This window comes from Streptomyces sp. NPDC059832 (assembly GCF_042731715.1).
Taxonomy (GTDB): domain Bacteria; phylum Actinomycetota; class Actinomycetes; order Streptomycetales; family Streptomycetaceae; genus Streptomyces.
The window spans coordinates 107711-125821 of record NZ_JBHWIY010000004.1; the positions used below are offsets into that span (position 1 = coordinate 107711).

The following is an 18111-nucleotide window of genomic DNA, read 5'->3' on the forward strand; positions in this document are numbered from 1 at the left end:
AAGGAGAAGCACGGAGATGACCCCTGACGCGTTCCTTTCCCTGCTCCGCACCCACTGGCCGATGACGCTCGCCGCTCTCGACGGCGGCCGGCGCGCACGGCTGTGCGACGGTCTGAACGACCTCGCGGCGGCTGGCGACCGCAAGGCCGTCGAACGGGCCCTGCGCGGCCTGCGGCTGCAACTGCGCGCCCTGCCCTCCGACCACCCGGTGGCCCGGGAGCTGAGCGGCACGGTCCGCTACGCGGACGCCCCGTCCGCCCCGACGGTCGACCGGGCGCTGCTCGGCGAACTCCTCGACGTGTTCGCCGACCCTCCGCCCGGCCCCGCGGAGTTGCTCCGGGCCGCTCACGAACGGCTGTGGGAGACCCCGGCCCTGGGCCCGGCGGAACTCGCCCCGGAAACCGCGGACGACCCCGCGGCCGCCGGTCTCATCAGACTGCGCCATCCCGGGGCCGGGGACCGGTATCCCCGGTTCCAGTTCGCCCCGGGCACGACCGAACCGCTGCCGGTGGTGCGTCGTATCAACCACATCCTGATGGCCGACAAGGACCCCTGGGGCGCCGCGGACTGGTGGCTCGGCGGCAACGGCCGGCTGGCGGGAATCCCGGCCGAACTCCTCGGCGCCGTCCCCGACGAGGACCTCGCGCGGGCCGCACTCGAACTGGTGGCGGGCTGATGGACCAGATCCCGCCCACCGGCGTCTCCATGCGGCCCCTGCTGCGCGTCCTGCCCGCGGGGACCGAGCTCTGGCGCTGCCACCAGAACGACTTCGGCCCTGAGTCCTTCAACCCCAACCCCGCCCACCCGTACTTCCGCGGCAACCGGTTCGACGCCACCGAGCAGGACCCCTACCCGTTCCTCTACGCCGCGCTCGACCCGGTCACCGCGCTCTGCGAAGTCCTGCTGCGCGCGGTCGACTTCGAGAACCGCACGGCGGTGCGGCTGGTCCCGTGGGCGCAGGCGTCCCGGTACACGCTCTCGGTGGTGCGCACCACCCGCGAGCTGTCCCTCGTCGAACTGGCGACGGCCGAGGGCCTGGCCGCCGTCTGGCAGGACTCCTGGCTGGTCGACTCCGAGGCCGGGGACTACCCGAAGACCCGCTACTGGGTACGGCTGATGCGTGAGCATGCCTCCGGGACGCACGGTCTGGTCTGGGAGTCGAAGCGGTGCCGGCCGAGGAGCGCCCTGCAGCTCTTCGGTGACCGTTGCGGGGAGGCACCGCTGGACACCGACCCGGACCGGAGCCTGCGGCTCGACTCCCCCGAGGGACTGGCCGAGGCTAACCGGCTGCTCAACCCGCTCCGGGCCGTGATCTCCTCGCCCTGGCCGGACTGACGCCCCGCCCGGGGCGGGGCCGCCTCAGCAGGGCCCGTCCCCCGTGATGCGGACGGTGCAGCCGACCCGGTGGCTCAGCTGGAGGCGGTCACCGTGCCGCAGCCGGTGCCGTTCACCGGGCAGGAGGTGACCGCCGTTCACCCAGGTGCCGTTCACGGTTCCGTCGGTCTCCTCGGTGACCCAGACCGTGCCGTCGGGATCGACGCTCACACTGGCATGCCGGCGGGACACGACGGACAGGTCCTTGAAGGCACCGGCCGAGGCGGGGGCCCAGTCCGTGTCCCGACCGAGCCTCAGCGGTTCCCCGGGCAGGACGGGCAGCGACAGGGCCAGGGTGTCGAAGTGCAGCACCACCCGGGTGCCGGGCGGCGCCGTCCCGTCGCCCTCGCCGCCGATCCGGGCCAGACAGCGTGGACAGCGCGGGGTCCCGGGCGGCACGAGAGCCGCGCAGCCGGGGCAGCGCACGCCGGCGGCGCCGTCCGGGGGAGGCGGGGCCGCCCCGCGCACCTCCTCGTCCGGTACGGATTCCCAGTCGTCGTCGTACCCGCCGTACCCTTCGTACCCGTCGTCCCGGTCCCCGTCGGTGCCCCGGACCGGCGCGGTCATCGCTGACCGGGCACGAAGCCGGGCGACGTGTCGATGCGGATCTCCACCCGGCCGTCGTCGCGCTCGTGGACCTCCCGCACCGACACGGTCCAGCCCGCACCGATCGCCGGGTCGGCGAACAGGGCGCGGGCCAGCGGGTTGATCAGGTGCGTCTCCAGCGTCATGCCGATGCCCCGGCCGCCGTTCCACTGGTCATGCGTGCAGTACTCGGTCAACTGGGCCCGTGCGTGCGGGGAGAGTTCGAGGGAGATGCTGTGCTCGGCCAGCAACTGGCGCCGGATGTTGTCGATCTGGAGCTTCATGATCCGTTCGGCCACCTCGCCGGAGATGAAGTCGAAGACCACCACGTTGCCGCCGAGCCGGTTCATCAGCTCGGGCCGGCCGATGACGTGCTCGAAGTGACGCTTCACGTTCAGTCGCACGGTCCGGGCCAGTTCCCGGTACGGGGTTCCCGGGCGGACGATCCACTCCCGTTCCTCGGTCTGCGGGTCGGTGCGCTGCACCCCCAGATTGGAGGTGAAGATCAGCACGCACTCGCTGAAGTACGTGGTGACGCCCTGCCCGTCGGTGAGCCTGCCGTCCTCCAGCACCTGGAGGAACTTGTCGAGAACTCCCTTGTCGGCCTTCTCGATCTCGTCGAACAGGATCACCCGGAACGGATTGCCGCGCACCGCGGTCGTCAGCTCTCCGCCCGCCTCGTACCCCACGTATCCGGGCGGGGCCCCCACCAGGCGGTCCGCCGAGTGCGAGGAGGAGAACTCGCTCATGTCGAAGCGCAGATACGCCTGGTCGCTGTCGAACAGCACCGAGGCGACGGCCTTGGCCAGCTCGGTCTTGCCCGTGCCGGTGGGGCCCGCGAAGAACAGCACGCCACGCGGCCGGTGGCCCGGGTTGGTGGCCTGGGAGCCCGAGAGCCCCATCGCGGCCCGCTTGAGGATGTCCAGCGTCATGGAGACGGCCGCCTCCTGACCGAGCACCCGCTCCGGCACGGTGCGTTCGCCCTCGATGATCCGCTGCCGGATCTCGTCGCGCCGCCACGGGTTCTTCTCCACCCCCAGCCGGTACATCCGTACCGCGTCGGGCATGGCGCCGAACGGAATGCCCCGGGAGAGGGCCAGGTCGAGGGATTGCCGCATGGCCCGCAGCGGCAGCCCGACGGACGCCCGTGCGAAGGCGTCCACCGGGTCCTTGCCCGTCACCCCGCCACCGGTGCGGTGCCCGTCGTCGTCCGGCCCGGTGTGCTCGTGCCGCAGGAGGGCGGCCATCCGCCGGCGTTCGTCGGCGTCCGGGTCGGGCACCGCGATGGTGCGGATGCGTTCGCTCCCGGAGACCAGCCAGTTCGGCAGATCGCGTTCGCCCTCGGTGAGCCAGATGACCGGGTTGAACAGCGGTGTGGCGCCGCGGCTCGCGGACGGCGACAGCACGCCCGGCGGCAGCGGGACCGGTACGGCCTGCTCGGCGAGCTTGAGGCAGGCCACGAAGAAGTCGCGCTCGGACTCGGTGAGCCGGGTGACATCGGTGGTCAGCCGGGCGGCGTGCTCGACGAGCAGGGCGACCCGGAGGGGCGCCGCCGACCGGCCGTTGCCGTGGCCGGCGCGCCGGTGCTCGGCCCAGCCCGTGACGATGCCGTGGAGCAGCGGCTCGATCTCCATGAGGACCGGCGGGCGGTGCCGGTCCCGGCCGCCGGACTGCCGGGTGACATGCAGCAGTTCCTCGACCATCAGCTGTTCGGGGCCCGTGACGACGCGGAAGCCGCGGATCTGGTCGTAGCGGATCAGCGCCTGGTACCCCAGCCTGCGCAGGGCGTTCCACACGACCTCGACCAACGGGTGGTGGGCGTCCCGGGAACGGTGACGCACCAGGTGGAGGTCCTGGATGTTGCCGTGCAGGACGTACTGGGAGTGCACGCCCAGCGTGCTCGTCAGCTCCTCGACGAACAGCGGCACCGCACGTTCCGGCCCGCCCTCCTCCGTGCCGTCCCGGACCTCGGCGGGTGGTCCGTCGTGGCCCGGACGGTGCTTGCGGTAGTCGTAGGACCGCGTGTCCTCGGTGCTGTGGGTGTCCACACCCTTCCTCCGCATCCTTGATCGTGTTCACGTCTTCCGCGACGGCGGGGCGTCGGCCGGACGGCCGGTGGGGTCAGCGGTCGCCGGCCGGAGCCGTGCGGTACCTGGGCCGCCGGTCCTCGCCCCGGCGCCCTTGTCCGTCGTGCGTGTTCCCGGACGTATCCGGCCGCGCGCCCACGGTGTCCTCGTCGAGCAGGAGGACGTCCTCCTCGCCCCGTGTCCCGGGTACGGTGCCGCTCTCCTCGAAGACGAAGTCCAGGGCGACGCCGAGTTGACGGGCGATCTCCCGCAGCCGGTCCAGGTGGTCGCCGGCCCGGTGGCACCGTTCGGCGTCCCGGGCGAGCGCGGCGCTGTCGCGCGCACCGGGCCCTTCGCGGCGCATGGTGGCCACCCGCGCGTGCTCCCCGTCCAGGACGATCCGCAGCCAGTGCTCCTCGCCCCAGCCGGGCGGTGTCCAGTCGAAGCGGACGAGCCGGTCGCGCGGGTGCGAGGAGTCGGCCGCCCGCCCCTCGGAGCGGTCCGTGCCGGAGATCGCGAGCCGCAGCATCCGCTCGACGTACCGGCGTTCCAGCTCCGCCAGCCGCTCCGACACCCGGTCGTCCACCTGCTGCTGCTCGTGGGGTTCCAGCGGGCGGCCCTCGTCGAGCACCCGGCGCAGCAGCGCGGTCTCGGCCGGGGCCGGCGGAAGCGGGTCCGTGCCCTGCGGGGCCGTGGTCTCCAGGAAGTGGAGCTGTGCGGCGGCCCGTTCCTCGGCGGCCCGGCGGGCCCGGACGGCACGGTTGGTGTCGGCGACGAAGCGGCGTGCCTCGCGCAGATGGGTGCGGGCCTTGAGCGGGCGGGTCGCGGCGGCGGCGAGCGCGTGCCGCACCGCGGCGGCGGCCGGTGCGGCGTCCTCGGCGGTGGCGGCCACGTCGAGCCGGGCGAGCAGTTCGGCCCCGATCCGCACGGCGTCCTCGTGCCGCAGTTCCTCGGCGGCGGGCGGCTGCGGCAGGGCCTCGTCCTCCCGGCGCGCGACGGAGGGGTCCGCGTCCCGTGCGGCGTCCGGCCGCGACCGGTGCTCGTGCAGCACCGAGGCGCGCCGGGCCCGCAGTTCACGCTGCCAGTCGTCGTCCTCCGGTCCGGCGAAGGCGTTCCGGCTCGCCCGTTGCACCCAGTCGGCGTGCGCGGCCTCCGCGTGACGCATCCGCTCGTCCAGGACGGCCAGTCGCTCGCGCAGCCGGGCCAGGGGCATGCCCACCGGGCTGAGGGGGCCGGGGAGGCCGGGGGGCGGCGGGGGAGTGCCGGGCGGGGCCGCCCGCGCTGCCCGCCGTACCCGTGCGAGCAGTGCCGCCCGCCGTGCGTTCGCCCGCGCGGCGGCGAAGGCGGCGACCTCCCATTGTTGGGCCGCGGCGGCGGAGGCCTCCTGCCGGCGTTCGAGACACGCCTGTTCCTCGGCGGCCCGTACGGCCGCCGCCGCGAGCACCTGGGTGGTGACGAGGGCGGCCCGTCCGGCCAGCAGCGCCCCGCTGAGCGCTCCCAGGGCGACGGCCGCCGGGGCGAGCAGCTCATGCAGACCGTGGGCCGCCGCGTCGGTCAGGTGCCCGGCGGCCTGGTGGACCGCGTCCGCGGCCCCTGGCACATGGGCGACACCTGGGTGCGCGAAGGCCTGGGCGTGCGGGACGAGGTCGCCGACCGACTGGCCTGCCGGTGCGTAGTCCACCGCGGGGAACACCTCGCTGATCGAGGGCAGGGCGACTCCGGTGCTCATCGGTCTCCTCCGGGCGGCGGCAGCGGACGGGGTGGCCGGTACGTGCGTGCCGGGCCCGCGGGCACGACGCCCCGCGGCCGGCCGGTGCGGTCCGCGGCCCGCCCGGCGCGCAGCCGGCTCAGCTCCCGGCGCCAGGAGACCGTGCGGTGCACGGTCCAGACGGTGAGTGCCACGACGGTGCCGATCGGCCAGGCCCAGGGCGCGACGGTGACGGCGTAGATCCCCAGGGCCACCGCCGCGGCCAGCAGCGCGGCCGACGGCAGCAGGGTGCGCAGGCCGCGGGACCGGGCGAACCGGGCGGGGCGCTCCGAGGTGGCGATCAGCCGCCCGGCGAGCGACCGCCGGGGGTGGTAGTGGGGCGGGCCGATGAACGCCGCGGCGGAGAGCTCCAGGGCGAACACCGCGGCGGCGGCGGGCAGGGCCTGCGCCCAGGCGAGTACGACCGCCTGCTGGGAGGCCCGTCCGAGGACATCGGCGAGGCCGATCACGAACCCCCACGGCACGGTGGCCGTAGTGGCCCCGAGCAGCGCCCAGCCCAGCATCGCCGGGCGTTCCAGCCGACGCAGCCAGACAAGGGTGGCGTCCTGGTCGGCGGCCAGCAGCCGGGCGGCCTCCGCCTCGGCCAGCTCCCCGTGGCGCGCCGCGGCCTCGTCGGTGGCGACACCGGCCAGCAGCCGGGCGGCGATCAGCCGCAGGGTGTCGTCCGGATCGGCGACGAGCCGGGTGTACCAGTCGACGGGCACGGCCAGGGCGGCCCGCACCGCGGCGGCCCCCCGTGCCAGTTCCGCCGTGACCCGCCCCGGTTCGTGGGCGAGGCGCAGCAGCATCGCGTCGACGGCATCGGTGCTGCGCAGCCGGGCGCGTGCGGCGCCGCGGTCGCGGGGTCCGCCGCGCGACAGGATCTCGTCGGTCAGCGGTCGCCAGGCGGCCCGGTGCGCGGACCACCGCCGGTGCACCTCGTCGAGTCCGGCGCCGCCCGGACGTTCGGCGAGCAGGGGCAGCAGTTCGTGCCGCAGCAGATCGGTCAGTACCGCGCGGGCCTCGGCGTCGCCGTCCGTGACCGCCTCGGTCAGCTGCCGGATGCCCAGGGTGTCGAGGGGGGCCCCGTGGTAGGAGACCTCCAGTCGCGGGCCCAGCCAGTTGATCAGCCGTGCGGTGGTCCGGGCGTCCGGCGGTTCGGCGAGTTCCGCGCGCAGGGCGACGAGCCGTTCGTTCTCCTCGGAGCTGCGGCCGGGGGAGTCGATGAACTGGCCCAGCCACTCGACCAGTTCGGCCCGCCGGTTCCGGCGGCCCAGCAGCCGTCCGGTGGCGAGGCGGTTGACGTCCAGGAGGCGGGCCAGTTCCTCGGCGCCGGTGACCTCCCGGCCCATGAAGGGGAAGGGGCGCAGCGTGCGCCGGGGCGGGAGGTCGTGCGGTGCCGCGCCGGACGTTCGGGGCGCCGTCGGTGGGGATTCACCCCGCAGCCAGGCCGCCACCTGATCGCCGCCCCAGCGGTGCTCCGGTGCCCGGGTGAGCAGTCCCTGACAGAGCATCAGCAACCGGGGATCGGTCACCAGGGGCAGTTCGGGGTCGTGGGTGGCGACCTCGGTCAGCACCTCCTCGTCGCCGCGGAAGTCGATCGGGTGGCTGCCGCCGGCCAGTTCGGCGACGACCATGCCGAAGGACCACCAGTCGACGGCGGGGGTCACGGCCTGCCGGTGCGGGGCCGCCTCCGGTGCGAGGTAGAGAGGTTTGCCCACCCAGCCGCGCCGGCGCGGCCGGTCGTGCTGCGGCTCGTGCACCGCCGCGCCGAAGTCGATCAGCACCAGTTCGGGCCGGTCCTCGTTCTGGATCCGCACCATGATGTTGTCGGGCGTGACGTCGCGGTGCACGATGTCCCGCGCGTGCACCGCGACCAGCGCCGCGTGGAGCTGCTCCACGACGGCCCGGACCAGGGCGGGCGGCAGCGGCCCGGGGTGGTCGGCGTGGTAGCGGGCGAGGTCGGTCTCGCCGTACGAGAGGGTCAGGTCGTAGGGGTGGCCGTCGGCGGTGCCGCTCTCCAGCAGCCCGGCGACCGGCCCGCCCGGCCCTTCGGCCAGGACGCGGCGGACGCCGGGGTCGGGGCCGAACCGGTGGTGGTACCACTTCAGTACGAGGGGGACGTCGGCGGACGCGTGCCGGGCCTCCCGGTCCTTGACCCGCAGCACCACGGCCTGGGACGGCCGGTGGGCGCTGCTCAGTACCTGGGTGAGGTCGAAGCGTCCGCCCAGTGCGGCCGGCACCCGGTCCAGGCCCTTGCGGGTCTCCGCGTCGCGCGGATCGCGGTAGCCGGTTCCGGCCTCGTCGACTTCCGCTTCCGTGGGCGGCGGAACAGTCATGCGACATGCCTTCCGGTGACGGGGCCGGGCAGGGCGGGGACGGTGGCCGTACCGCCCGGCCGGACAAGGTTGTCCAGAGGCCCTCCCGCGGGCGGACGGGCGGGCATATCGTGTCGGCCATGAGCCAGGAGACCCAGCCCTCCTCGTCCGCTCCAGAACCCCCCGGGCCCGCGCCCGGAGGCCGGGTGCCCCCGCCGCTGCCCGGCGCCGAGCGGCTGGCCGCGGAGCTGCGTGCCCTGCGCCGGCCCGGTCTGGCCGGCCTGCGCACCCTGCGGCCCGAGGCGCTGATCAGAGTGGCCGTCGCCGCGGGCCTGTGCGGGGGTTTCGACGACGAGGCCGCCGGAGTGGAGACGCTGCTGAAGGCCGGAGTGCGGCATCTCGGCGGACGCACCCTGTCCGCCGACGGCACCCGGGGCGACCCGCTCGCCAGGGCGGCGGCCCACACCTTCGGGCTGCTGCCGGACTGGCGGGGCGTTTCGGGCCAGGAACGCCGCAAGGCCGCGGCAGCCGTCTACGGCGTCACGTCCGAACGCTTCCGCAAGAGCCAGGAGCAGGAGGTGATCGCGGAACTGGCGCTCGCGGTACTGGCGGTGGCGCGGGCGGCCATCACCGGACCGCCTCCGTCCGGCCTGCCCGGTCTGCCCGGCCCGCCAGGCCCGTCCGGCCCGGACGGCGGCGGCGGTCCGGTGACGCGGACACCGGAGCCGGTGCCCGACCCGCCGACCCGGCTGACCGGACCACCGCTGTCGGCCGCCGCCGTGCACCGGGTCACCGTGCACGTCGCGTCCATCGAACTGCTGCGGGACATCGACATCCTGGTGTCCTCGGAGAACATCTATCTGGAGATGTCCAAGACGTTCCGCTCCACCGTGTCCGGCTCGCTGCGCAGGGCCGCCGCGATCCGCGACGAGGCGGGCGAGACGGTCGACGACGTCCTCGCCCGTGAACTGGTCGAGTGGATGCGGGCCCACGGCCGGTCCGGGCTCCCGGTGCGCCCCGGCACCGTCGTCCCGACCTCGCCGGGAGCCCTCGCCGAGCGCGGCGTGCGCCGCATCCACCACGCGGCCGTCGCTTCCCCCACGAGCGACGGGCACGGCTATCGAGTCGATCCGCACGTCCTCGCGGAGGCGGTCTCGGCCAGCTTCCGGCTGGCCCGCGCGGAACGCGACAGGTACGACCCGCCGCTCTCCTCCCTCTGCTTTCCCCTGCTCGGCGCGGGGCACGGACTGCCGCCGGAGAAGGCGGCGCGCTGGCTGTGCTGGGCCGTCCACGAGGAGTTGAGCCGCGATCCGTCCTGGACGGTGCACCTGGTGGCCCAGCGCCCCGAACTGGCGCAACTCCTCACGGCCGCCAGCTCCGCCCCTTGAGTCGTAACCCACGCTCTCTCAACTGCCTTTCGAAATAGGTGAGTTCGCCTCGCCGCGGCACCCCGAAGAGTCGTACCGAGGGGGGCCCGGACGGCCCGTCGGACGCCCGCGCCGGCTCCACGACGACCTGTACCGTCGGCCCGTCCGCCTCCCGGTCCAGATGCGGCGCGTACCGGACCCGGCCGAGGCCGCTCCGCGGCGTCAGCCGCTGGTTCGCGGAGCCGCGCCACACGAGCCCGGTCGGTTCGGCGATCCGGAAGCGCCCGGTCACCACGGCGTCCGCCGGTGCCAGGGCGGCCCGCCGGGCGCCGTCCAACTCGGGTTCCTCGTAGCCGGTGTAGACCAGCAGATCGGCGGGGAGGCCGTCGTCGGTCGCGCCGGGGCGGGTCCCCGCGGCACGCAGCAGGGCGGCGCCCCGGAGCAGTTCCGCCAGGGCCGCGGGCTGGGCGAGCGGCTCGCCGCCGCTCACCGTCAGGCCCGCGGCGCCGTGGGCGAGCGCGGCCCGCCACAGCTCCAACAGCTCCCCCACGTCCATGGATTCACCGCTCTCCGGCTCCCAGGTGTGCCGCGACATGCAACCGGGGCACGCCAGCGGACAGCCCTGCAGCCAGATGCCCAGCCGCCGGCCCGGCCCCAGCGTCTCCACCGGGAAGTGCGTCCCGCCGACCCTGACCCGCATCCGTCCTCCCCCTTCCCGCCGGGCCGTCCGCTCCGGCAACACCGAGCGGGCGCCGGAGACTTCGTCGAGAACGAGTATCGAGCGAACGGGCGGCGCGCGGCACATTTCTTCCGGTGGATTTCCGGGCGTTTCCGGGTGCGCTCCGGTCGCTTTCCGGGCCGATTCCGGATGTGTTCCGGGAAATGCCCGCGGAGCCGAATGCGCGGTCGAAAGGCCGGGAATTTCCCTTACCCGGTCGGCTACGCTCCGTTCCCCGATTCAGCTTCGGGGTTCTTCCGGTGAACCGCCAGGGGCGGGCGCGGCGGGGGACGACGGACCGGACCACGCCGTGCGAGAGAAGCCGCCGGAGCGCGCTCGAACGGAGAAAAGGCGGTTGCCGGATGGCGACTGCACGGGGGAAGGGGATTCCGCCATGAGAATCGACACGAACCGTTTCAGAAGTCCGGCCCGGTATGCCTGGGTCGGCCGGATCATCGCATTCCACGACAGGTATCAGGGCCGGAGGGACGCGCCCGGTCTGCGGGCCCGGCTCGCTTCGCTGCCGCACCCGGACGCCCTGCCGCGGGGCGCCGCCGATCCGTACCCGGAACTGCTGACCCCCCATGTGCAGGGGATACGGGCGAGTGCCTCGCGCGGGGCCGACCAGCTGCGCTCGCGGCTGCTGCACGACGAACGCGAGCTGTGCGCGCGGATCCACGCCGAGTCCGTGCGGGTGGTCACCCAGTACGACGTGCGGCAGGCTCCCGCGCCGGCCGCCCTCGCCCGGTACGGCGAACTCATCGGTGTGTGGCGGGCCTCGGCGGGCGTGTGCCGGGGCCGGGCCGCCGTCCTGACCCACGAGGCGAACCAGCGGCTCGCGCGGTACTGGACAGCGGTTCTGACGGAGTGTCAGCCACATGTGGGGGAGCGGCCGTTCCCGCTGGACCACCCGCACCTGCTGCCCGGCCACATCGCTCTCGACGAGTCCTGGCAGCACACCGACGACTGGCTGCGGGTGGACGGTGGGCTGTGGGCCGCCCCGGCCCGGGGTCGGACCGATCACCCGGTGACCCGTGCGCTGGCCATCCTCGACGCACAGCCCGTGCGGGGCGCGGATCCCGCCGCCCCGCACGGGGCGGCGGCGGGCCCGGGACGGGGGCGCGGATGACCCGCCCGACACCGGTCGTGCCACCGGCGCGCGCCGCGGGGCGACCGGTCACCACCGGCGAATTCCAGGAAACCGTGAACCATCGCACGAACACGGAGAAAGCGATGAACGTGCCCCATCCGCCCGGCCGTCCGCCCGTCGCCGGGCCACCACACCGATCCGGCCGCTTCCGGCGCGCCGCCTCGGCCCTGGTGCTCGCCGCGTCGATCGCGGCCGTCGCCGGCTGCTCCTCGTCCTCCGGGGGCGAGGAACTCCGCACGCCGTGCGGGCTGGTCGTCGACGGTTCGGGTTCCGGAGCGGCCGGCAGCCGGGGCTTCGACGCCGAGGCGAAACTCAAGTCCACGCTGGTCCCCTTCCTGACCGAACGGCACTGCGGCACCCTGGCGTTCGCCCCGGTCACGCGGTCCTCGCAGACCTCCTCCTGCCGGGTCGGGGACATCGACCTCGATCCGCCGGGGGACGAGACCTCCGACCGCGACAGCATGCGCAGGTCGGCGCGGGTCCTGGCGCTCAAGGGCGCGCTCACCATGCTGAAGTGCGCCCGCACGCAAGGGGGTTCGGATGTGCTCGGGGGCCTGGCGCGGATCGGTGACGCCATGCCGTCCGGCAAGGGGACGCCGAGCCTGCTGGTGGTGAGCGACTTCGAGCAGGCCGACAAGGAGTTCACGCTCAGGGTGGGCGAGATCGCGACGGAGGAGAGCCGGGAGCGGGCCGTCGACACCCTGCTCGGCGACCGGGGCGTACCGGGAATCACCGGGATGGACGTCTATCCCGTCGGTTACGGCATGCGCCACGACGCCAGGCCGAGCGAGTACCGGCCGTTCGACGCGTTCTGGTCCGAGATCCTGAGCGGGAGGGCGAAGGCGCATGTCCACGACGACTACCGGAAGTGACCCCGGGGAGCCGCGCCGGCGGCGGCTCCGGATTCCGGGGCCGCTGCGCGCCGGGGCCGGAAGCCAGGGCGCGGACCGCCGGGTCGCGGAGCCGGAGGCGGGGCCCAGGCGCCACCCCCTGGTCCTGACGGACCGGCAGCAGCGGCGCCTGATCAGAGACGCCCGCAAGCGTGGGGCCGGGGCGGTCACGGGCCGGCGGCGGCCCGTCGTGCGCGGCCGGGCCGCCCGGTCGGGCGCACTCGACCCCTGGGTGCTCGACAGCGGCGGCCGGGTGCCCTACTTCGCCGAACTCGCCTCCGTGCGCGACATGTTGCAGGCGCAGCTGCGGGAACAGGCGGCGGACATGGAGGAGGCGGCGCTCCTGCGGGACGCGCGCGCCAGGTCGGACGTGGAAGCGGCCGAGGTGGAGAGCCGGCTGCAGGACGAGCTGTTGCGGGAGGCCGACGAACAGGTCCGGTCGTCCTGGCGCCAGCTGAACCGGCTCGCGGCCCGCGCGGTGCGGTGGGAACGGTTCCGGGACGGTGTCCGGGAGCGGGTCGAACTCCGTTGGATCCAGGCCCGGTTCCCCGACGCGGAGGCCACCGGGGACAGCGCTGCGGCGTCCCGCCCGGACGGGACGCCGCCCGGCGGCGACGACGGGGCCCCCGCCGGGCGGCGCGGGCCCGCGCCGGTGCCCGACGAGGGTTCGGCCGACGACGACTGGCAGTCGCTCGATCCCGCCGGGGACGCGGACGCCGGCCGGCCGGCCACCGGCCGTGGCCCCGCCCCGAGGGAGGAGCGGGAGGCGGAGTTCCTCGGCGACCTGGCTCCGCCGTCCGACCCGGGCTGGGAGGGCATGCCCGCACGTCCGGGCATGCCCGCGTGGCTGACCTGGGCCATGCTGCTCGCCATCGCGGCGGTCGAGATACCGATCTACTGGATCGCCTTCCAGCCCTTCCACGGAACGGGCAGCACGGGCAGCGACTTCCTGTCCGGCACGCTGGCGATCTCCACCGCCGTACTGATGGTGCTCCTGCCGCACCTGGCGGGGCGGACCCTGCGCAGCCGCGCGGCGACCGGATCCGTCAAGGCCGCCGCCCTCCCGGCGCTGGCCCTGCTGGGGGTCTGGGGGTTCTCCGGTTGGGCCCTGGGCGACCTGCGGGCCAGGCTGGTGCTCAAGCACCCCGACCCCATCGATGTCCCGTCGGACCTCGGTGACTTCAGCGGTGCGGAGGACCTCGCCGCACGGCCGACACTGGTGGACAGCCTCCATCTGGCCCCGCACACCATCACCTGGATGTTCGTGGCCCTGCTCTTCCTGTCCGGGGGCATCGGCTTCCTGCTGGGGCTGCTCAGGGAACACCCCTACCTGGACGCGTACCGCGCGGCCCTGGAGCGCCGGGCCGACAGGGTCAGGCAGCGGGAGGAGGCCCGCGCCGCCGCCGATCGCGCCGGCTCGCTCGACCGGTCGGCGCAGGACCGTTCGGCCCAGCGCCGGGAGGCGGTGGAAGCCCGGGTCCGGGCCACGGACGACCTGTACGAGGCGGCGGCCCACGCCTTTCTGGAGGGGGCGATGGAGCGGTCGAGCGATCCCGCGGTGACCGAGGCGGCGATGAAGCTCTCCGCCACCTGGCCGTTGCTGCCGCGCCGTTCCGGGCCCCCGGACGGCCGGGGCGCGTGAGGGCCCGGCCTCTCGGACCGGTACGAAAAAGGGCGGGTCCGCACCTGATCGTGCGGACCCGCCCCGTCCGTCGTCAGCCGCGTACGACCGTCACCGGGCACGGTGCGTGCTGGGTGACATGGAGGCTGACCGAGCCGAGCAGGGTCGCCTTGAGGCCGCTGTAGCCGCGCGCTCCCACGACGAGCAGGCTGGCTCCCTCGGCGCGGTCCAGCAGGGACTGGGCCGGGTTGCCGATCACCACGATCTTGCTGACCGCCGCCGCGCCCTCGGCGCCCAGGGCCTCCTCCAGCGTCTCGGTGAGGGCCACGGTCGCCAGGGCCTGCGGGTCGAAGTCCTCCGGCATGCCGGGCATCATCGACGCCCAGCTCGTCGCGGGGTACTCCCAGCTGTTGACGGCCTCCACCGTGTCACCGGTCAGCTCCGCCTGACGTACGGCCCAGTGCAACGCCTTGACCGACGACTCGGAACCGTCAACGCCCACCACGATCCTGCCCATCACTGCCTCCAGCTCGGTTCGGCTCAGTGCGCGGACGCGTCGTACGAGGCGAACTCGTACGACGCATCTTTCGGTCCAATCTAATCAAACCGGTACAAGGTTTCGGTCGGCGGGTCCTTCAGTCCAGGCGGAGGTCGGCGAGCTGCCGCTCGAACGGCACCACCTCGTCGTCGAGCCCGAGCGTCCTCGGCGCCCCGGAGGCCGCCCGGCCGCCCGTGATCATGGCCGCGAGCTCGCCGCCCGCCCGGCGGATGCGGGAGGGCAGGCCGTCGGTGTACTCGTCGCCGGACGAGCCCCAGTCCTCCGACGCCGCGTACACGGAGGTCGGTACGACGGTGGCCCGCAGATAGGCGAAGAGCGGGCGCATCGCGTGTTCCAGGACCAGCGAGTGGCGGGCGGTGCCGCCGGTCGCCGCGATGACGACGGGCTTGCCGGTCAGCGCCGTGTTGTCGATCAGGTCGAAGAACGACTTGAACAGTCCGCTGTACGAGGCGGTGAACACGGGCGAGACGGCGATCAGCCCGTCCGCCTCCGCCACCTCCTTGATCGCCCCGTCCAGGGCGGCCGGCGGGAAGCCGGTGACCAGGTGGTTGGCGATGTCGACGGCCAGGTCACGCAGTTCGATCACCTGGACCTCGACCGCGCGGTCCTGCTCGGCCAGCAGCCGCTCACGGGCGGCACCGGCCAGCCGTTCGGCCAGCAGCCGGGTCGAGGACGGGCTGCTCAGCCCGGCCGACACGGCGACGATGCGCAGGGGCTCGGTGGCGAATACGCCGGACGTGGTGGACACGGTGGTCAGACCTCCTTCGTGGCGGTGCGGGCGGCGACGGCCGGGTGGACGGGCGCGGAGTCCGGGACCCCGGCCGGACGCAGGGCGGCGAACTCCTTGCGCAGTACCGGGACGACCTCCTCGCCGAGGATGTCGAGCTGCTCCAGGACCGTCTTCAGCGGCAGTCCCGCGTGGTCCATCAGGAACAGCTGGCGCTGGTAGTCACCGACGGCGTCCCGGAAGGACAGGGTCCGCTCGATGACCTCCTGCGGCGAGCCGACGGTCAGCGGGGTCTGCCGGGTGAAGTCCTCCATCGAGGGCCCGTGTCCGTAGACCGGCGCGTTGTCGAAGTACGGGCGGAACTCCCGTACCGCGTCCTGCGAGTTCTTCCGCATGAACACCTGGCCGCCGAGGCCGACGATGGCCTGCTCGGCGGTGCCGTGCCCGTAGTGCGCGTACCGCCGCCGGTACAGGTCCACCATCTTCTTGGTGTGCTCGATGGGCCAGAAGATGTTGTTGTGGAAGAAGCCGTCGCCGTAGTACGCGGCCTGCTCGGCGATCTCCGGCGAGCGGATCGAGCCGTGCCAGACGAACGGCGGGACGCCGTCCAGCGGGCGCGGGGTCGCGGTGAAGGACTGCAGCGGCGTACGGAACTTGCCCTCCCAGTCGACGACGTCCTCGCGCCACAGCTTGTGCAGCAGGGCGTAGTTCTCGATGGCGAGCGGGATGCCCTGACGGATGTCCTTGCCGAACCAGGGGTAGACCGGGCCGGTGTTGCCGCGCCCCATCATCAGGTCGACGCGGCCGTCCGCGAGGTGCTGGAGCGTCGCGTAGTCCTCGGCGATCTTCACCGGGTCGTTGGTGGTGATCAGCGTCGTGGAGGTGGACAGGATCAGGTTCTCGGTGCGGGCGGCGATGTAGCCGAGCGTGGTCGTCGGCGAGGACGGGACGAACGGCGGGTTGTGGTGCTCGCCGGTCGCGAAGACGTCCAGGCCGACCTCTTCGGCCTTCTGCGCGATGGTGAGGGTGGCCTTGATCCGCTCGTGCTCGCTCGGCGTCCTGCCGGTCGTGGGGTCGGTGGTGACGTCCCCGACGGTGAAGATCCCGAACTCCATGGTCCGCCTCCGGTTTGATTGAACATTGAACTATGTGAACACACCCTACAACGGAGCACCCCTCTGACCTATTCCACGGGGGTCCTCGGGCCGCTGCGTACCCTGGACGGGATGCGCGGACCGGCCACGGACCGCGCCTTCTACGGAGGCGGGGCTGTGAGCGGGAGCGGCGGCGAGAGCGAGCGCTGGAAGGAGCGCGGCGTCGCCCTGCGCGTCTTCGTCTACGTCTTCGCCACGCATCTCTTCGCGGGCTTCATCTGGATCCTGTTCTACGTCGGCGAGCACGCCAAGAAGTGAAGTGAGCGGGGTGGGGGACATGAACGGCACCACACGGGCGCGCCTGGACACGGCGCTCGCGGCGAACGATGTCTGGAGCGCCCTGTTCGCACTGGCCGAGGACGCCCCGGCCGACCTGCCCGCCGTGGTCGAGGCCCGCTACGGCAAGGCGGCGAACGACGAGCGGCGTCACCTCTCCTGGCTGCTCGGGTCCCTCGGCGACCCGGCCGTCCCGGTGTTCCTGCGCCTGTTGAGCGGGAGCGGCGGCGACGGCGCGGTGGAGCTGCTGGACGCGGCGGTGCAGCGGGGACTCCGCCTTCCGGCGGCCGAGCTGCACCGGCTCACCGAGGAGCTCGGCGCGGTGGAACCGCTGGTGGACGCGGTGGGGCTGTCCGCGGACGTCGGCTTCGCGCCGTTCCTCGGCGGGCTGCTGGACCACGAGCGGCTGCGCGGGCGCGCGGCCGTGGCGCTGGGGCGGCTCGGCGCACGGGAGTGGACAGTGCCGATCGCGCGACGCCTCCCCGGCCTGACGGGACTGGTGCGCGGCTTCTTCGTCGTGGCCCTGGAACTGCTGGACGACCCCGCCGCGATACCCCACCTGCTGCGGGAGCTGGCGGAGAAGCGGACACCGGCGGGCGATGTGCACCACGCCCTGGTCGCCCTGACGGGCCAGAGCCCGCTGCTGCCCCTGACTCCTCCGGACGGCGAGTACGGCGAGCTCGTGAGCCGGGCCTGGTCGGAGCGCCGACTCGACCACCGCTACCCGCCGTCGATCGGCCCGGTCACACTCGACTCCCCGCGCCACGCACGCTTCACCGTCGAGGACGGCCGGGGCAGGGTCCGGATCGACTACGACCCGCCCCGGCCCGGCTCGTCCTGGCCCCGTTGGGACAAGTCCCTCCGTATCGACGGGGAGCGGGTCTATCACGTCGGCTCGGACTGTGACACCTGCGAGACGACGATGTCCCTCCTCGGCTGGCCGCCCCGGACGGCCCGGGAGGGCGCGGACCGCCTGCGCGCCGCGCTGGCCGACCTCGACGACCTGGGCTCCGGCGCCCTCGACGCGGCCGCTCCCCTTATCGAGGAGCTCCCGACCGGTCACTACCGCGCCCACCTGGCCGACCTCGTCCTGGAGCGGGTGACCGATCCGGCGGTGTCGTGGTGGGTCCGGCGCCGTTCGCTGCGCGTGGGCGCCGAGCCGTACACCGGAGACCCTCTCGACGACTGGCCGGGCACCGACCACTTCCAGCTGCGCGACCGCATCCCCGGCGAGACCCCGACGTACGGCGTACTGTTCCCGTCCCAGCCGCTGGACGTGCTCGACGCGGACACGGTGGCCCGGTACGCCTCGGCGATCACGGCGGGCCACCGCCCCGCCGCCCTGGCGCTGGCCTGGGTCGACGACATCTACGCCCAGGCCGAGTACCCCGAACGCTTCCTGCTGGCCGCCGTCCTCGACGGCCACCACAAGCTCGCCGCCTACGCGGCGGCCGACGTACCCGCCAGGGTCCTGCTCCTGTCGAGGGCGGAGGACAACCGGGGCGCGGCGGCGGGCTGGAGCGCGGCGTTCGACGAGGCGCTGGGGCAGCTGTAGGACG

Annotated in this window: 16 protein-coding genes; 8 read left to right on the forward strand and 8 right to left on the reverse strand. The window is 74.0% G+C overall.

Features of this window, described 5'->3' with window-relative positions; genetic code table 11:
• Nucleotides 1-16 precede the first annotated feature (16 nt).
• Both ACFV8T_RS08320 and ACFV8T_RS08325 read left to right on the forward strand, forming a co-directional pair.
• On the forward strand, nucleotides 17-676 hold the full coding sequence (locus ACFV8T_RS08320; protein ID WP_385325705.1) for a hypothetical protein: 660 nt from the start codon (nucleotides 17-19) through the stop codon (nucleotides 674-676).
• Complete coding sequence (locus ACFV8T_RS08325; RefSeq protein WP_385325706.1) at nucleotides 676-1335, forward strand: RES family NAD+ phosphorylase; 660 nt, start codon at nucleotides 676-678, stop codon at nucleotides 1333-1335. The genes ACFV8T_RS08320 and ACFV8T_RS08325 overlap by 1 nt, the downstream gene beginning before the upstream one ends.
• 24 nt (nucleotides 1336-1359) lie before the next feature.
• Here ACFV8T_RS08325 and ACFV8T_RS08330 read toward each other — a convergent pair whose 3' ends face one another.
• The 4 genes from ACFV8T_RS08330 to ACFV8T_RS08345 all read right to left on the reverse strand — a co-directional run bounded on the left by ACFV8T_RS08330 (nucleotide 1360) and on the right by ACFV8T_RS08345 (nucleotide 8111).
• On the reverse strand, nucleotides 1360-1941 hold the full coding sequence (locus ACFV8T_RS08330; RefSeq protein ID WP_385325708.1) for an FHA domain-containing protein: 582 nt from the start codon (nucleotides 1939-1941) through the stop codon (nucleotides 1360-1362).
• Nucleotides 1938-4007, reverse strand: a complete 2070-nt coding sequence (locus ACFV8T_RS08335) for an AAA family ATPase (RefSeq protein WP_385325710.1) — start codon at nucleotides 4005-4007, stop codon at nucleotides 1938-1940. The genes ACFV8T_RS08330 and ACFV8T_RS08335 overlap by 4 nt, the downstream gene beginning before the upstream one ends.
• A 73-nt stretch (nucleotides 4008-4080) precedes the next feature.
• Nucleotides 4081-5754: a hypothetical protein gene (locus ACFV8T_RS08340; protein WP_385325712.1), complete on the reverse strand. Its 1674-nt coding sequence runs from the start codon at nucleotides 5752-5754 to the stop codon at nucleotides 4081-4083.
• Nucleotides 5751-8111 (reverse strand): protein kinase, encoded by a 2361-nt coding sequence (locus ACFV8T_RS08345; protein WP_385325713.1) that lies wholly within the window; start codon nucleotides 8109-8111, stop codon nucleotides 5751-5753. Before ACFV8T_RS08345 ends, ACFV8T_RS08340 begins: the two co-directional genes overlap by 4 nt.
• Before the next feature lie 119 nt (nucleotides 8112-8230).
• Between ACFV8T_RS08345 and ACFV8T_RS08350 the strand changes: the two genes are divergently transcribed.
• Nucleotides 8231-9478, forward strand: a complete 1248-nt coding sequence (locus tag ACFV8T_RS08350; RefSeq protein WP_385325715.1) for a macro domain-containing protein — start codon at nucleotides 8231-8233, stop codon at nucleotides 9476-9478.
• Here the strand turns inward: ACFV8T_RS08350 and ACFV8T_RS08355 are convergent.
• The gene (locus tag ACFV8T_RS08355; RefSeq protein ID WP_385325716.1) at nucleotides 9453-10157 is read right to left on the reverse strand and encodes a 4Fe-4S single cluster domain-containing protein; all 705 of its coding nucleotides are present in this window, start codon (nucleotides 10155-10157) and stop codon (nucleotides 9453-9455) included. The two genes, ACFV8T_RS08350 and ACFV8T_RS08355, sit on opposite strands and share 26 nt — an antisense overlap.
• A 412-nt stretch (nucleotides 10158-10569) precedes the next feature.
• Between ACFV8T_RS08355 and ACFV8T_RS08360 the strand changes: the two genes are divergently transcribed.
• The 3 genes from ACFV8T_RS08360 (at nucleotide 10570) to ACFV8T_RS08370 (ending at nucleotide 13857) form a co-directional block, all read left to right on the forward strand.
• Nucleotides 10570-11304: a hypothetical protein gene (locus ACFV8T_RS08360; protein ID WP_385325717.1), complete on the forward strand. Its 735-nt coding sequence runs from the start codon at nucleotides 10570-10572 to the stop codon at nucleotides 11302-11304.
• 104 nt (nucleotides 11305-11408) lie between these two features.
• Complete coding sequence (locus ACFV8T_RS08365; RefSeq protein WP_385325718.1) at nucleotides 11409-12197, forward strand: hypothetical protein; 789 nt, start codon at nucleotides 11409-11411, stop codon at nucleotides 12195-12197.
• Nucleotides 12172-13857 carry a hypothetical protein gene (locus ACFV8T_RS08370; protein WP_385325719.1) on the forward strand — a complete coding sequence of 562 codons (1686 nt, stop codon included), beginning with the start codon at nucleotides 12172-12174 and terminating at the stop codon, nucleotides 13855-13857. The genes ACFV8T_RS08365 and ACFV8T_RS08370 overlap by 26 nt, the downstream gene beginning before the upstream one ends.
• Nucleotides 13858-13930: 73 nt before the next feature.
• Here the strand turns inward: ACFV8T_RS08370 and ACFV8T_RS08375 are convergent, their stop codons facing one another.
• The 3 genes from ACFV8T_RS08375 to ACFV8T_RS08385 all read right to left on the reverse strand — a co-directional run bounded on the left by ACFV8T_RS08375 (nucleotide 13931) and on the right by ACFV8T_RS08385 (nucleotide 16237).
• Nucleotides 13931-14353: a universal stress protein gene (locus tag ACFV8T_RS08375; protein ID WP_072487767.1), complete on the reverse strand. Its 423-nt coding sequence runs from the start codon at nucleotides 14351-14353 to the stop codon at nucleotides 13931-13933.
• A 118-nt stretch (nucleotides 14354-14471) separates the two neighbouring features.
• The gene (locus ACFV8T_RS08380; protein ID WP_385325721.1) at nucleotides 14472-15143 is read right to left on the reverse strand and encodes an FMN reductase; all 672 of its coding nucleotides are present in this window, start codon (nucleotides 15141-15143) and stop codon (nucleotides 14472-14474) included.
• 5 nt (nucleotides 15144-15148) lie between these two features.
• Nucleotides 15149-16237, reverse strand: coding sequence for an LLM class flavin-dependent oxidoreductase (locus ACFV8T_RS08385; protein WP_385325723.1), 1089 nt, complete (start codon nucleotides 16235-16237; stop codon nucleotides 15149-15151).
• A 156-nt stretch (nucleotides 16238-16393) separates the two neighbouring features.
• On the opposite strand from ACFV8T_RS08385, the gene ACFV8T_RS08390 reads away from it, so the two are divergent.
• Nucleotides 16394-16534 carry a DUF6126 family protein gene (locus ACFV8T_RS08390; RefSeq protein WP_256260242.1) on the forward strand — a complete coding sequence of 47 codons (141 nt, stop codon included), beginning with the start codon at nucleotides 16394-16396 and terminating at the stop codon, nucleotides 16532-16534.
• Nucleotides 16535-16553: 19 nt separating this feature from the next.
• Nucleotides 16554-18107: a hypothetical protein gene (locus ACFV8T_RS08395; RefSeq protein ID WP_385325725.1), complete on the forward strand. Its 1554-nt coding sequence runs from the start codon at nucleotides 16554-16556 to the stop codon at nucleotides 18105-18107.
• The last annotated feature ends 4 nt before the right edge of the window (nucleotides 18108-18111 follow it).